Below are 13,221 nucleotides of genomic sequence, written 5' to 3' on the forward strand. Positions count from 1 at the left end.
GTTGCTCCTGGAGTTCTCGCGATTTCGAAGGATGATGGTTATGACGATGCGGTTCCGCACCTTGCGGCTGGAGGTCGGCGACGGGGTTGCCGTCGTCACGCTGAATCGGCCCGAGCGGCGCAATGCGTTCACCGGGGAAATGGGCGCGGAATTGGCTGCGGCTTATGGCTATTGCGATGGGGCGGACGAGGTCCGGGTGGTGGTGCTGACCGGGGAGCCGCCCGCGTTCTGCGCGGGGGCGGATCTGGGGGCGGGTGATCGGACGTTCAGCGAACCAGGTGCGAAGTTCAGTGCGGCGGGGATCGGTTTGCCCGCCTGGCGGATTCGCAAGCCGGTGATCGCGGCCGTGAACGGGCACGCGCTGGGGATCGGGCTCACCATGGCCCTGCAGGCCGATATCTGCCTGATGGCGCAGGACGCCAAATACGGTGTGCTGCAAGTGCGTCGGGGCATGATCGGCGATGCGTATTCGCATTGGGTACTGCCGCGGCTGGTCGGGGTGTCGCGGGCCGCCTACCTGCTGCTCACGGGCGCCACGTTCGACGGACGGCGCGCCCGCGACATGGGCTTGTGCCTGGAGGCGCTGCCCAATGACGAAGTGCTCGGCGCGGCAATGGAATTGGCGCGAGATATCGCGGTTAACGCGGCTCCGTTGGCAGTGGCCGCGAGCAAGCGGCTGTTGTGGGAGTCGTTCGAGAGCGATGCCGGACGCGTAGGCCAGTTGGAGACCGACCTGCATCTGATGCTGATGGGTCACGAGGACGCCAAGGAGGGCGTGCGCGCGTTCCAGGAGCGCCGTGCCCCGAAGTGGGCGGGCAGCGCGAGCGAGCTTCCGGACGGCGATGGAATCGTTTCCAGCACAGCACATTTCAAGCACCATTCCGCGCCCGGTGCAGAGCCGACACCAGATCACTGAGGTGCTGATCCGGCGGCGTGTATCCGGGAAAGTAGACGCAAACCCGTTCCGCGACATCGCCGAAGCGCCGGTCGATCTGATCGGCGCACTCCTCGGGCGTCCCCCGCACGGCAATGGCTGCCAGCAGCGCGTCATCGATCAGCTCGGTCATCCGATCCACCGCGCCGAGCTTGGACAACTCGTTGAGCCGGGGCTGTAGCCCGGCGCGGCCCTCTTCCTCCAGCACCGGCAGGTACGCGGGCGTCGAACCATAGAAGGCGATGAGCCGACGCACTCCCGCATCGGCTTCCGCACGTTCGGCCGCGGTCCGGCCGACCGCCGCCATGACCTGCGGAATCACCTGGAAATCCGCGTGGTCCCGGCCGGCACGGTCCAGCCCGGCGCGCACGGCGGGCAGCGTGCGCTGCCGGAAGTGCGCCGCACTGTTGAACGGCATCACCAACAGTCCGTCCGCCACCTCCGCAGCCGTGCGCACCATGAGCGGCCCGAGCCCACCCATCAGCACCGGCGGCACCCCAACCGGATTCGGCCCCGGATCGAACGGGGGCGGCATCAAGGTATGCCGGGTGAACTCGCCCCGGAACTCCAGCGGCGTCCCGTCCTGCCACGCGCCCAGGATGGCTTGTACCGCCGCGACGAACTCCCCCATCCGCGCCGCCGGTCGCGACCACGTTGCGCCGTAACGGTTTTCGATATGCGCCCGTACCTGCGAACCGAGCCCCAGCCGGAAGCGCCCGCCGCTCGCCAGGTGCAGATCGTAGGCGGCGTGCGCCACGTGCAGCGGGCTGCGCGGGAAGGCGATCGCCACATTCGTCATGAGGTCGATCGGCACCTTCGGCGCGACCGCCGCCAGCGGCAGGAAGACGTCGTGCCGCCCTTCGAAGGTGAAGAGCCCGTCCACGCCCAGCGCGGCCGCCGCCTCGGCGCGCGGCAGGACCTGATCGGGCCGCCCGTCGAGCTGGATATCCACCTGCATCCCACTGTCCTCCGGCTGCTTCGGTTGCGTGTCCCGCCACCCAAGCACCGGTCCGGCCCGGAATTCCGCCGCCGGTTTCAGCCAGTGGAACTGCTCCGCCCGCACCGGCGCCCGGCTGGATACGGTGGCGCAGGGAGGTTTTCGCCATGCGCATCGACGTGACAGCGACCCGGTCATCCATGATCGAACGAATGACGGAGGTACTCGATGCCTTCGCCGCGGGCCCCGACCACCGCACCCTGGACGAGATCGCCGCGCACACCGATCTCCCCCGGTCGACCGTGTTCCGCATCATCCGGCAGTTGGTCCGGCTGGGCTGGCTCGATCACGATCCGCCCGGATATCGCCTGGGCCCACGGGTATTCGGGCTGGCCGCCCGGCAGCGGGATCGCTCGCAGCTACGCGCCGCCGCCGGTCCGGTGCTGCACACGCTGCACGAGCATCTGGGCGCGGTCACGCATCTGGGGGTGCTGGAGGGCCGGCACATCCGCTATCTCGACAAGGTCGGCGGCCCGAGGGCCGGCGTGCCGTCGGCCGTCGGGCAGCGCACTGCCGCGACGCGGACGGTACTGGGCTGGGCGGTGCTGGCCGCCATGCCGCCCGAGCATGTGGACGCGCTGTTCGCCGTGCCCGCACCGGACTCGGACCTGCTGGATGTGAATCGGCTGCATGCCCGCCTGCACCGGACGCGCGCCGCGCACGGGGTGGCGGTCAGCGCGCCCGAACGCTGTCCGATGGGGATCGCGGGCGCCGCGGCGCCGATCATCGGCGCCGACGGCGGGATCAGTGGTGCCATCTCCGCCGCCGGACGCGGCCTGCATCCGCGCCGGCTCGCACCGCTGGTCGCCGACGCGGCCCGGCGCATCGGCGAACGATTGACCGCCTGACTCGGTGGCCGCATGCGGCGGGATCAGCGCAGTGCGAGCAGCGCGGATTCGACTGCGGCGAGCCGCTTCCGGGTTTCCTCGGGGGCGACGGCGGCCCGCAGTTCGATGGCCAGCCGGTCCTGGAAGGTGGACAGAATGTAGGTGGCGGGCGGGCCGAACGTGGCTTCGGGATCGACCGCGGCTTCGGTCATGACGGTGCGGAAGTCCTCGAATTCGAGGGTGTGTGGCCCGCGCAGCTCCGGCACCACGCCCCAGTTCGTGGAGATGACCCCGATGGGCCGCTCGTCGGCCGGCAACTGCATCACCTGGGCGATTCGCGACCCCATATCGTCGTAGAACCGCAGGCCGGACTGGTGAATCGCCTGACTCTCCAAGTCTTTTCGCAGCTCGTCGATGATGTCGCGGGCGATCGCCGGGGTGTCGGTGAGATCGCCGGTGGCCACGTAGGCGGCGAATCCCAGCGGATCGGTGGCGGCCGTGTTCTCGACCGGCGGGGTGATCCGGGTGCGCAGGTTCACCGGATAGCTGTAGGAGACCCGCTGCGGCGGCACGCCCGCGAATTCGGCTTCCACCCGCAGGATCAGGGCGGAGAGCACGCCATTGAGCGTCGTCTCGTTGCGGCGGGCGTAGGCCAGCAGGTGCGCGGTGGCGGCGGTATCGAGACGGCAGCGCGCCGCCGCGATCTGGAACACGCGCACCCGGTCACCGCGCGGCCGCGGCGGAAACGCAGGGGAATCACCTTCGCCGACGGGTGCGGCGGACTGAATTCCATTGTCCACCTTGGTGATTCCACGCTCCGCCAGCACCTGCTCCAGCGACTCCGGATACCCGTGCACCACGTCATCCACCGGCAGGCCGGCCACTGTATCGGTGTAGAGCGACCACAGCTCCCCGAGCAGCGCGAGCGAGTGATAGCCATCGGCAATGCTGTGATGGGTGAACAGCGTGACCGCGGCCCGGTCACCGTCCTGAACAACCTGCAACCCGGACAGCACCCGGTTCTGATCAGCGCAGATATCGGACAGCACGGCGTCGATATCACCCGCGCCGACAACCACACCCGGCAGTGGTCCCGGCCGCGCCACGATGGCGAATCCGTCCGCCTCGGCCTCCAGCGCCGCCGACAGCACCGGATACCGCCGCCGCAGAGCCGCGAAAGCCGTGGACAGCGCGGCGATATTCAGCTCGCCGCGCACCACCGCGGAGTAGCCGATATACGCATTGGCCATGGCGAAGAATTTCTCACTCGGGTCGAGCGCTCGAATCCGGCCAGCCTGCACTGGTGCTCCTCATCGCCGAAATGTCTTGTGCGGCACCGGGTGGACCGCTACGGCGACCAGGATATAGACGCGTTCGGCGCGCGGCCGCCGGGTGAGATCGATGCCACCCGGCGGTCCGTACCGGCCTAGGTCACCGAGTCCAGCGAGGAGAAGACGACGACATTGGACAGATAGCTCTTGGCGTTCTGGTCGAACTGGCCGCCGCAGGTCACCACCTGCAGGGTCGCGCCGCCGCGGGAACCGTAGACGAGCTGATCCGGGAATTCGGACTTCTGGTACATGCGCACGTCGGTGACCTTGAAGTGCGCGATCTTGCCGTCCGCGCGGGTCACGTCGATCAGATCACCGGGCTTGACCTTCTTGAGCGCGAAGAAGATGCCCTCGCCCTGATAGGAGTCGACGTGGCCGAGGATCACCGCCGAACCCTGCTCGCCCGGGGCGGGGCCCTGCTGGTACCAGCCCGCCTGCCGGTAGTCGGCGGGGACCTGGACGGTGCCGTCGGCATTGAGTCCCAGTGAGATCAGCGAACCCGAGGCGCCGATGGAGGAGATGGTGAACGCCGTGGGCGTCGACCGGCTGATCGCGGGGGCGGTCTGCACCGCCGAGGTGGTGGTGACGGTCGAGGCCGCGGGGGTGCTGTCGGAGGAGCAGCCCGCGGTCAGGACCGAGGTGAGCGCCACCGTCGCGGCGAGAACGCCGAATCGGATTCGCCCGGCGCGCAGGATGTTTCGGCTCACTTCGCGCTCACCTGAGCGGCCATGCCGCCCGCACCGGTTTCGGGTGCGCCCTTGGGAATCACGTAGCCGCCCTGCGGAACCAGGTCGGTGACCGCGGGGCCGCCGGTCATGCCGACGGTCGCGTTCGCGGGAATCGTCATGCCGTACACGGTGTCCGCGCCCGCCGCACCGGATCCGGCGACGACTAGGTCGATGCCGCCCAGGCCGCCGGTCTGCGCACCGCCGCCGACGGTTCCGCCGACACCGACAGTGCCACCGGTCTGGACTCCGCCACCGACAGTGCCGCCCACACCGACATTGCCGCCGGTCTGCGCACCGCCACCGACGGTTCCGCCGACACCGACGTTCCCACCGGTCTGAGCACCGCCACCGACAGTGCCGCCCACACCGACGTTCCCACCGGTCTGCGCGCCACCGCCTACGGTTCCGCCGACACCGACATTGCCGCCGGTCTGGACATCGCCGCCGACGGTTCCGCCGACACCGACGTTCCCACCGGTCTGGGCATCGCCGCCGACGGTCCCGCCGACACCGACATTGCCGCCGGTCTGGGCGCCGCCGCCGACAGTGCCTCCGGCTCCGCCATTTCCGCCGGTCTGGGCGCCGCCGCCGACGGTTCCGCCGACACCGACGTCCCCGCCGGTCTGCGCGCCACCGCCGACAGTGCCACCGGCCCCGGCATTGCCGCCGGTCTGCGCACCGCCGCCGACGGTGCCACCCACACCGCCGTTTCCACCGGTTTGAGCGCCGCCACCGACGGTGCCGCCGACACCGCCGCCGCCACCGGCCTGTACGTCGACGCCGACGTTCACTCCCCCGGTGCCGACGCCCACATCCACCCCCACTCCGAGGCCGGGCGCCGGATTCGTCGTGGTGGCGGGGTCCGCTGCGGCCGATGCCGCACAGAGCGCGACCGCGGTGGCTACGGCCAGCGCGGTGGTGAATGTCCTTGCCGACACTTTTTTATTCGCTTCCAGAAGAGGGGTCCGACACCCCGTTCGTCGGCGCAGCCGTGCCGGTTGTTAGCCGGATTCGGTACCAATCCGAGCAATTGCGGCAAATTGGGAGCATTACAGACTGGACGTTTGTTCAATCCCTATGGGGTACACCGGTACCGCGATGGGTCTACCCGGCGGTTCGCGCCACCACGAAAACCCGGCGGAACGGAAGCCAGGTGGTGCCATCGGGTTGCGGTGGGTACGCGGCGGTCAGCATGGGGGCCAGCTCCGCCCGGAATTCCGCCCATTCGGCAGCGTCGAGGAGTTCGCGGACCGGAGTCAGCGCGGTGCCGGTGACCCATTCCAGCACCGGGTCCGGACCGGTCAGGCGCTGGAGATAGGTCGTCTCCCAGGCATCGACCGCACAGCCCGCCGCGGTCAGCAGCCCGGCATAGCCCACCGGGTCGAGGACCGCGCGGGGTTCCAGCAAGTTCGCGGCGGCCAGCCTTTCGCGCCAGGCCGTGGTCCCCGCGAGCTCGCGGATGGCGAGATGCGATGGCGCGTCGAAGTTCCCGGGCACCTGGAAGGCGATCCACGCACCGGCGGGCAGCTCACCCGCCCAGCGGACCAGCAGATCTTGATGGCCGGGCACCCATTGCAATACCGCGTTGGAAACCACCACATCGGTGTCCGCGCGCGGCCGCCAATCCCGGACATCCTCGAGCTCGGCCTCGATGCCGCGGGCGCGGGCGGCGGCGACCATCTCGGGTGAGGCGTCGGAAGCCTCGATCTCGGCTCCGGGCCAGCGCTCACCGAGCGTCACGGTCAGATTGCCGGGGCCACAGCCCAAATCCACCACCCGGCGCGGGCGGTCGGCGCGCACCCGATCGATCAGATCGAAGAACGGCCGGGCGCGATGATCGTCGAAGGCCAGGTACTGCTTCGGATCCCACATGACCGCCACGCTAGTCGCGCGGGGCGCGGCCGGAGTTCAGGACAGCCAGGGTTCGCCGCGCAACGGCCGGTCGTCGAGGGCGCGGCGTTCGTTGTCGCGCAGACGCGGCTCGTAGTGCGCGAAGAAGACCTTGCCGACCAGATCGCGGCGGCTGCGGACGCCGGTCTTGTCGAAGATGCTCTTGAGATGCTGCTGCACGGTGTACGCGGAAAGCACCAGCTCCGTGGCGATCTGGGAGGTGGACGCGCCCTGCAGCACCAGGCGGGTGACGTCCTTCTCGCGTTCGGTCAGGCCGTAGGCGGACATCAGCAGCGGGTACAGGCGGCCGGGGTGGGCGGGCTCGATGATGACGGCGACGCGCCGGTCGCCGGTCGAATTCAGGCAGGCGCCGTGCAGGACCACCCAGGTCCCGGCATGCGACAGCACCCGGGTCACGGTGATCTCGCCGCGGTCCGGATGGTCGGCGGCACGGAGGGCACGGCCGGCCAGGGTGAGCACGCAGGAGGGCAGGCGTCCCGAATCCTGGTCGCCGTCCGGCAGTTCCGCGAGCCAGCGATCGACGCCGGGCGTACTGGATTCGATATTCCCGTCGCGGTCGAGGATGAGCAGGCCGGGCGCGTCGGCACAGTCGGGTTGCCGGGCCTGGCCCAGCAGCAGGGCGGCGCGGGCGCCTTCGGCGAGCGCGGGCGAGACGGTGCGCACGAAACTCTGCTCGGCGGCGGAGAACAGGGGTTCGCCGGGTGCGCGATACAGCGCGAGCGCGCCCCACACCTCGCCGGATCGTGTCCCCAGGCGGGTGACCATTTCCTGGTCGCCGCCCATCGTCATATTGCGGTGCCAGCGCGGGCTGCTGGACGGGTCGCCGTTCGTGGCCTCGTGCAGGGTGGACAGGCCGGAGGGCGAACGGGCCACGTCCGCAAGCTGATTGACGTCGTCGGCGTAGTACTCGCTGACCAGCCATTCGCCCGGGAACTCGTCCAGGCCGTGATGGAAGTGGCTGGTCATCAGCAGCGATGCCGGATCCAGGGTGTAGAAGCAGGGGGTCCAGTAGTGGGGCACGGCGTCCGCGAGCACCTCGGTCGTCGCCTGCCACAGCGACACCAGATCGCGCGGTTCGGCGCACAGCCGGGTGATCTTGTCCGCTGCGCGCCGGTAGCTATCCGCGCTCATCAACCCACCGTACGACCCGGCGCACCGGCGGGAAATGCCATGTTTCTGGTATTCCGGCGCGGACCGCGGCTTCCTAACGTCATCGCTATCGGACAGGAGGAGATCGCGATGACTACGACAACGAAACCCAAGGTCCGGCTGGCCCCGCCGCCGCCGGCGCTGATGCGCGTGATCAACCCGGCGGTCCGGCGGATCCTCGCCGATCCGCGGCTCGGCCGGCGCTTCCGCCTGCAAGCGCTGCTCGAATTCACCGGGCGCCGCAGCGGGAAGACCCTGCGGGTGCCGATCTGCCTGCACACCATCGACGGGGTGCCGACGGTGTTCACCGAGCGGGCGTGGCGGCTGAACTTCACCGATCCCGCCCCGGTCACGGTCACCCGGCAGGGGCGGGTCCGGCGCGGGCGCGCGGTGCTGCTGCATCCGACGCCGGAGCAGTTGGGCGCGGCCTTGCGGCAGGCGCTCGATCACGGCGCTTCGCCGTTCGAACTCGGGTTGAAGGTGAGCCGCGGGCACGAACCGAGCGCCGCGGAGCTGTCGGCCATCGCACGCGGGATGATCCGCGTCGACTTCGACGAGGAGTGAGATCCCATGGAAATCAACAGGATCGGGCGCGATATCAGTGTGCTCGGCGACTGTCAGCCGGTGCCCGGCATCGGGTTCGTGCCGGTGAATGCCTTCGTATTACACGCGGCCGAGCCGGTGCTCATCGATACCGGGCTGCCCGGGCGGGAATTCCTGGACGCGCTGGGCTCGGTGCTGGATCCGGCCGACCTGGAATGGATTTGGATCACGCACCCGGATCGCGATCACACGGGGGCGCTGCGCGGACTGCTCGACGCCGCCCCGCACGCCCGATTGATCACGACTTTTCTCGGGATGGGACTCATGTCGATGGAGGGTCCGCTGCCGATGGAGCGGATCTACCTGTTGAACCCGGGGCAGTCCCTGGACGTCGGCGACCGCCGGCTGACCGCCTTCCGGCCGCCGTTGTTCGACAATCCTTCGACCACAGGCTGTTACGACGAGCTGACGGGGACCTGCTTCAGTTCGGATTGCTTCGGCGCGCCCATGCCGTCGGCGGAACTCGCGACCTGCCCCGATGTCGGGTATCTCGGCAAGGCGGAATTGTGTGAGCGGCAGACGCTGTGGGCGACCGTGGACAGTCCCTGGGTGCACAGCGTGGATCGGGGCAAGTACCTCGAAACCGTGTACGCGTTGCGGGCATTCGATCCCGGCAGAATTCTCGGCACGCACCTGCCGCCCGCGACCGGGCGCACCGCCGAGTTTCTGGACATGCTCACCGCGGTGCCGGACGCGAGCCCGTTCGTCGGGCCCGACCAGGCCGCGCTCGAGCAACTGCTCGCCACCTTCGAACCGACTGGACCCGCCTGAAACATCTTGCCGTGGTGGGTGTTTCGATCCTAGCTTTGCTCGCGTGCGTTGCCCGCCGCCGCGAGCAGCAGCGGTTTCAGTTCGGCGGCGACCTGCTCCAGGGGTTGCAGCGAACGTTCGACACGGCAGAGGACGATCGCGCCCTCGATCGCCGAAAGGATCAGGTTGGCAAGGCTTTCGGCGCGAGCGAGTGGTACGCCGGCGTCGGTGAGCGAGGCCGTCAGCGCCGTGCGCCAGCGGGCCAGGATGAGCGCGACCTCGGCGTGCAGGGCGCGATCGTCCTCGGTGCCGCCGACCGCGACCGCGAAAGCTGGGCAGACGGCGTGGAAATCACCGGCGGACAGCAGCTTTCGCCAGAATTCGACGAACGCGCGCAGGGTTTCCTGCGGGCCGCCCGGCGCTGATCGCTCGATGAGCGCGGCGATGGCGTCGGCGGACAATTGCAGGCTCTCGCTCAGCAATTGCCTGCGCCCACCGGGGAAGTGGTGGTAGACCGAACCGCGCGGCGCACCGGTCCGGGCCAGCACGGCGTCGATGGTGACGCCCGCCGAACCGCGTTCCCGCAGCAGTTCGACGCCGCCCACCAGCATCTTCCGCTTGGTCTCACCGCGCGCCACTCACGCCTCCGATTCCAGTTCCGCCTTCACCGCGGCCAGGTTGGCGCGCATATTGCGCTCCCACTCCACCAGCCGGTTGGCAACGATGCGCGCCTCCTTCTCGGGCATGGCGGTGATGGCCATGTTCAGGCCCGAGACACCCGGACCCATCCGGCCCCACTGCCGGACGATCACGGCCGAACTTGCCGGATCGATCTCGAAACCCCAAGTGGCGCTGACGCCTTCGGGACCGTGCACCGCCCATACCCAGCGCCGCTCCGGCTCCACCTCGATCACTTCGCATTCGGTGCTCCAGGCGCCCAGCGCATCGTGCTTGCTGGTGCCGCGGAACCGCGCGCCCACCTCGACCCGGTCCGCGCCGTCGAGCCATTCCACCGTCGCCAGTTCCTCGGAGACGCGGGACGGCAGCGTGATGTCGGTGACCAGCGCCCACGCCTGGGCGGGGGTACAGGCGACACGTTCGGAGACCTCGACGGTCGGTTGGTCGCGATAGCGCACGGTGAAACCTTTCGGGGGTTCCCAGCAACAGTTTCTATGATCTATAACATAGTCCATGGTCGCAATGCAGCCCACACGGAAACCGCTTCAGGTCGGCGTCGCCATCGAACCCCGCCTGCCCGGCGCGGCGGACTTCGCGATGGAAGCCGAGAAGCTCGGCGTCACCTCGCTCTGGGTCCCGGAAGTGTGGGGCTACGACGCCCTCACCGGCCTCGCCTATCTCGCGGCCAAGACCACCTCGATCGGGTTGGGCACCTTCGTGGTTCAGCTCGGCTCCCGCTCCCCCGCCCTGCTCGCCACCTCGGCGCTCAGCCTGCAGGAACTCTCGGGCGGGCGCTTCCGGCTGGGCATCGGCGTCTCCGGGCCGCGGGTGATGGAGGGTTGGCACGGGGTGCGGTTCCGGAAACCGGTGAGCACGACCCGGGAAACCATCGAGATCGTGCGGATGATCAGCCGCGGCGAACCCCTCGCCTACGACGGCGAGGTTTACACCCTCCCGCTGCCCGACAGCGCCGGCCGCGCCCTGCGCCCCATGGTCGCGCCCCGCGACGTACCGATCTACGTGGCCTCGATGGGCCCCGCCAACCTGCGCCTCACCGGCGCGGCCGCCGACGGCTGGCTGGGCAATGCCTTCATCCCGGAGGCCGCCGGGGTCTTCCTCGATCCGCTCCGCGAGGGCGCCGAATCCGCGGGGCGCACGCTCGCCGATCTCGACCTGATCGCCCCGGTGGCCGTCGAGTTCGCCGACGACGAAACCGATGCGGCCCAGCGCATTCGCCGCCACGCCGAAGGTTATGCCTTCACCATCGGCGCGATGGGCGCGGCGGGCCGCAACTTCTACAACGAGGCCTTCACCCGCCTCGGCTACGGCCCGGCCGTCGAGCGCGTGGCCGAGCTCTGGCAATCCGGCAATCGTGACGAAGCCCGCCGCGCAGTGCCTTTGGAGCTCGGCAGCCACACCAACCTGGTCGGCACGCCGGAGACCATCGCCGCACGCCTGGCGGGTTACCGGGCCGCCGGGATCTCGACCTTGCTGGCGAAGATGGAAACCCCGTTCGAGGAGCAGCTGGTCACGCTGCGGCGACTCCTCGACCTGATCCGCGCCTGACAGGGCGGTCGCCGACGCAGCTGGACGCGCCATCAGTGCTACATGCTGTAACAGATACCATCGGGTTCGTGGCTAAGCTCAAGGTGTCCGTTGATGTTCCGATTCCGCCCGATCAGGCCTGGGCGCACGCTTCCGACCTGCCCGAACTCGACAAGTGGCTGACCCTGCACGAGGGGTGGCGGGGGCCGGTGCCCGAGGGGCTGACACCCGGCACCCGATTGGTCGGTGTCGCCACCGTCAAGGGGTTCCGGAATCGGGTTACCTGGGTGGTGGAGACGGCCGAGCCGCCGAATCGGCTGGTGCTCAAGGGTGCGGGGATCGGCGGGACCAAGTTCGGGATCGAGTTGCGAGTGGCGGCGAACGGGGCCGGATCGAAGGTGACGGCCGACTTCAACCTGGGCGGGGCACCGTTGTTCGGGCCCATCGGGTCGGCGGTGGCGCGGGCACTGCGGGGCGACGTCGAGCGGTCGCTGGATCGGTTCGTACAGCTCTACGGCTGAGTCTCGGCCAGGCGGTGATCGATAGAAAGGCGAAAGGCCCGGAACCTGATGGTTCCGGGCCTTTCGCTGTAGTAGCGGGGACAGGATTTGAACCTGCGACCTCTGGGTTATGAGCCCAGCGAGCTACCGAGCTGCTCCACCCCGCGTCGGTGAACACAACATTACACACGGGTCGGAGAAGGAACCAAATCGGCTGGTCAAGGGCGGGTTTCGCGGGTGTGACCAGACATTGGAACGCGATCATGGTCGATTCCGGAGGCGCCCGAAAAGGTGAATCGAGGGCGTTTCACGCGCGCGTCGACCAAAAATCGGCCGGAAAACGTGACTGATGTCACATTTTCACAGTGAATCAGGTCACATCACGGGCATATAACAGACCGTTCGGATTATGCAATTACAGCATAGCCAACCTGCATCAACGCTGTTTTTATCATCATTCGCTTCATGCAATTCTGAAGTTATCAAGACGTGATCTGCCGAGATCCAGTCGTTATCGTCAGGAGCGGCCCGGATCAAACCTGTGATGGGCTCCGACTCGAACCGCTGCACGCCGGCAACCCTGTCCCGCGGTCGAGTACCCCGACTCCTGGGGACAGGGACCGGCAGCGAATGCCGAGGTCAGCGGGCACAGGGAGGGACATCGCTATGAAACAGAACCGGAAGTTCAACACCCGCGTCCTCGGCCTCGCCGCCGTCACCGGCGCCCTTGTTGCCGTCCCGTTCGGCTTCTCCGCAACCGCTTCGGCGGCCCCGGCCCACGACTGGGACGGCGTCGCCCAGTGTGAGAGCGGCGGCAACTGGGGCATCAACACCGGCAACGGCTACTACGGCGGCCTGCAGTTCTCGCAGAGCACCTGGGCCGCGAACGGTGGCGCCGGCTCGGCGCACAATGCCAGCAAGGAAGAGCAGATCCGGGTGGCCGAGAACGTGCTCGCCACCCAGGGCGTCGGCGCTTGGCCGGTCTGCGGCCAGTACCTGCGCGCGGGCGTCTCCGAGCCCGAGCCGCAGCCCGAGCCCGTCGCTCCGGCCCCGGTCCAGGTGACCGACCGCCAGGCCATGATCGAGCAGGCCAAGAACGTCGCCGGCGATCTCGCCAACCAGTTCGGCGTCCAGGACCAGTACCAGTCGGTCCTGCAGCAGAACGCCGCTCTCATCGAGTCCTGGGGTCGCTAGCTGTTCCGCCTCTCCGGGACTTCAGCGCACGGCTGAGTGCCGCCTCCCGCTCGGGACGCGTGCCCGCGTTGAGA

The 13,221-nt window shown here is 68.9% G+C and carries 15 protein-coding genes and 1 tRNA gene; 7 read left to right on the forward strand and 9 right to left on the reverse strand.

The window, feature by feature from the left end; all coding sequences use genetic code 11:
- Positions 1–40 precede the first annotated feature (40 nt).
- Positions 41–916 (forward strand): enoyl-CoA hydratase/isomerase family protein, encoded by an 876-nt coding sequence (locus LTV02_RS19945; protein ID WP_233041390.1) that lies wholly within the window; start codon positions 41–43, stop codon positions 914–916.
- Here LTV02_RS19945 and LTV02_RS19950 read toward each other — a convergent pair.
- Positions 870–1,892: a TIGR03617 family F420-dependent LLM class oxidoreductase gene (locus tag LTV02_RS19950; RefSeq protein ID WP_233041391.1), complete on the reverse strand. Its 1,023-nt coding sequence runs from the start codon at positions 1,890–1,892 to the stop codon at positions 870–872. The two genes, LTV02_RS19945 and LTV02_RS19950, sit on opposite strands and share 47 nt — an antisense overlap.
- 191 nt (positions 1,893–2,083) lie before the next feature.
- On the opposite strand from LTV02_RS19950, the gene LTV02_RS19955 reads away from it, so the two are divergent.
- Complete coding sequence (locus tag LTV02_RS19955) at positions 2,084–2,779, forward strand: IclR family transcriptional regulator (protein WP_233041393.1); 696 nt, start codon at positions 2,084–2,086, stop codon at positions 2,777–2,779.
- A 23-nt stretch (positions 2,780–2,802) separates the two neighbouring features.
- Here the strand turns inward: LTV02_RS19955 and LTV02_RS19960 are convergent, their stop codons facing one another.
- The 5 genes from LTV02_RS19960 to LTV02_RS19980 form a co-directional block, all read right to left on the reverse strand.
- On the reverse strand, positions 2,803–4,008 hold the full coding sequence (locus tag LTV02_RS19960) for a phthiocerol/phthiodiolone dimycocerosyl transferase family protein (protein ID WP_233041395.1): 1,206 nt from the start codon (positions 4,006–4,008) through the stop codon (positions 2,803–2,805).
- Between the two features lie 176 nt (positions 4,009–4,184).
- Positions 4,185–4,796 carry a class F sortase gene (locus LTV02_RS19965; protein WP_233041397.1) on the reverse strand — a complete coding sequence of 204 codons (612 nt, stop codon included), beginning with the start codon at positions 4,794–4,796 and terminating at the stop codon, positions 4,185–4,187.
- A complete protein-coding gene (locus tag LTV02_RS19970; protein WP_233041398.1) occupies positions 4,793–5,755 on the reverse strand; it encodes a hypothetical protein in 963 nt (320 codons plus the stop codon). Before LTV02_RS19970 ends, LTV02_RS19965 begins: the two co-directional genes overlap by 4 nt.
- 166 nt (positions 5,756–5,921) lie before the next feature.
- Entirely contained in the window at positions 5,922–6,689 is a 768-nt protein-coding gene (locus LTV02_RS19975) for a trans-aconitate 2-methyltransferase (RefSeq protein ID WP_233041399.1), read from the reverse strand.
- A 36-nt stretch (positions 6,690–6,725) separates the two neighbouring features.
- Positions 6,726–7,859, reverse strand: a complete 1,134-nt coding sequence (locus LTV02_RS19980) for a helix-turn-helix transcriptional regulator (RefSeq protein ID WP_233041401.1) — start codon at positions 7,857–7,859, stop codon at positions 6,726–6,728.
- Between the two features lie 108 nt (positions 7,860–7,967).
- Here LTV02_RS19980 and LTV02_RS19985 point away from each other — a divergent pair, with 108 nt between their 5' ends.
- Together LTV02_RS19985 and LTV02_RS19990 are read left to right on the forward strand one after the other, a co-directional pair.
- Positions 7,968–8,441 (forward strand): grhN, encoded by a 474-nt coding sequence (locus LTV02_RS19985; RefSeq protein ID WP_233041402.1) that lies wholly within the window; start codon positions 7,968–7,970, stop codon positions 8,439–8,441.
- 6 nt (positions 8,442–8,447) lie between these two features.
- Complete coding sequence (locus LTV02_RS19990; RefSeq protein WP_233041403.1) at positions 8,448–9,251, forward strand: MBL fold metallo-hydrolase; 804 nt, start codon at positions 8,448–8,450, stop codon at positions 9,249–9,251.
- Positions 9,252–9,280: 29 nt separating this feature from the next.
- Here LTV02_RS19990 and LTV02_RS19995 read toward each other — a convergent pair whose 3' ends face one another.
- Positions 9,281–9,868 carry a TetR/AcrR family transcriptional regulator gene (locus LTV02_RS19995; protein ID WP_233041405.1) on the reverse strand — a complete coding sequence of 196 codons (588 nt, stop codon included), beginning with the start codon at positions 9,866–9,868 and terminating at the stop codon, positions 9,281–9,283.
- Entirely contained in the window at positions 9,869–10,366 is a 498-nt protein-coding gene (locus LTV02_RS20000; RefSeq protein WP_233041406.1) for an SRPBCC family protein, read from the reverse strand.
- 55 nt (positions 10,367–10,421) lie between these two features.
- Here LTV02_RS20000 and LTV02_RS20005 point away from each other — a divergent pair, with 55 nt between their 5' ends.
- Together LTV02_RS20005 and LTV02_RS20010 are read left to right on the forward strand one after the other, a co-directional pair.
- Complete coding sequence (locus tag LTV02_RS20005) at positions 10,422–11,474, forward strand: LLM class flavin-dependent oxidoreductase (RefSeq protein ID WP_233041408.1); 1,053 nt, start codon at positions 10,422–10,424, stop codon at positions 11,472–11,474.
- A 68-nt stretch (positions 11,475–11,542) separates the two neighbouring features.
- Positions 11,543–11,974 carry a type II toxin-antitoxin system Rv0910 family toxin gene (locus LTV02_RS20010; RefSeq protein ID WP_233041410.1) on the forward strand — a complete coding sequence of 144 codons (432 nt, stop codon included), beginning with the start codon at positions 11,543–11,545 and terminating at the stop codon, positions 11,972–11,974.
- A 72-nt stretch (positions 11,975–12,046) separates the two neighbouring features.
- Here the strand turns inward: LTV02_RS20010 and LTV02_RS20015 are convergent.
- Positions 12,047–12,120, reverse strand: a tRNA-Met gene (locus tag LTV02_RS20015).
- Positions 12,121–12,619: 499 nt separating this feature from the next.
- Here LTV02_RS20015 and LTV02_RS20020 point away from each other — a divergent pair.
- Positions 12,620–13,147, forward strand: coding sequence for a transglycosylase family protein (locus tag LTV02_RS20020; protein WP_233041412.1), 528 nt, complete (start codon positions 12,620–12,622; stop codon positions 13,145–13,147).
- Positions 13,148–13,221: the final 74 nt, after the last annotated feature.

The sequence above is a fragment of the Nocardia yamanashiensis genome (assembly GCF_021183565.1).
Lineage (GTDB): Bacteria > Actinomycetota > Actinomycetes > Mycobacteriales > Mycobacteriaceae > Nocardia > Nocardia yamanashiensis.

Coding starts and splice junctions, on each gene's coding strand:
- LTV02_RS20005 (WP_233041408.1), top strand. CDS start 10,422: ATGGTCGCAATGCAGCCCACACGGAAACCGCTTCAGGTCGGCGTCGCC.
- LTV02_RS20020 (WP_233041412.1), top strand. CDS start 12,620: ATGAAACAGAACCGGAAGTTCAACACCCGCGTCCTCGGCCTCGCCGCC.
- LTV02_RS19945 (WP_233041390.1), top strand. CDS start 41: ATGACGATGCGGTTCCGCACCTTGCGGCTGGAGGTCGGCGACGGGGTT.
- LTV02_RS19975 (WP_233041399.1), bottom strand. CDS start 6,689: ATGTGGGATCCGAAGCAGTACCTGGCCTTCGACGATCATCGCGCCCGG.
- LTV02_RS19955 (WP_233041393.1), top strand. CDS start 2,084: ATGACGGAGGTACTCGATGCCTTCGCCGCGGGCCCCGACCACCGCACC.
- LTV02_RS19990 (WP_233041403.1), top strand. CDS start 8,448: ATGGAAATCAACAGGATCGGGCGCGATATCAGTGTGCTCGGCGACTGT.
- LTV02_RS19985 (WP_233041402.1), top strand. CDS start 7,968: ATGACTACGACAACGAAACCCAAGGTCCGGCTGGCCCCGCCGCCGCCG.
- LTV02_RS19950 (WP_233041391.1), bottom strand. CDS start 1,892: ATGCAGGTGGATATCCAGCTCGACGGGCGGCCCGATCAGGTCCTGCCG.
- LTV02_RS19980 (WP_233041401.1), bottom strand. CDS start 7,859: ATGAGCGCGGATAGCTACCGGCGCGCAGCGGACAAGATCACCCGGCTG.
- LTV02_RS19960 (WP_233041395.1), bottom strand. CDS start 4,008: ATGGCCAATGCGTATATCGGCTACTCCGCGGTGGTGCGCGGCGAGCTG.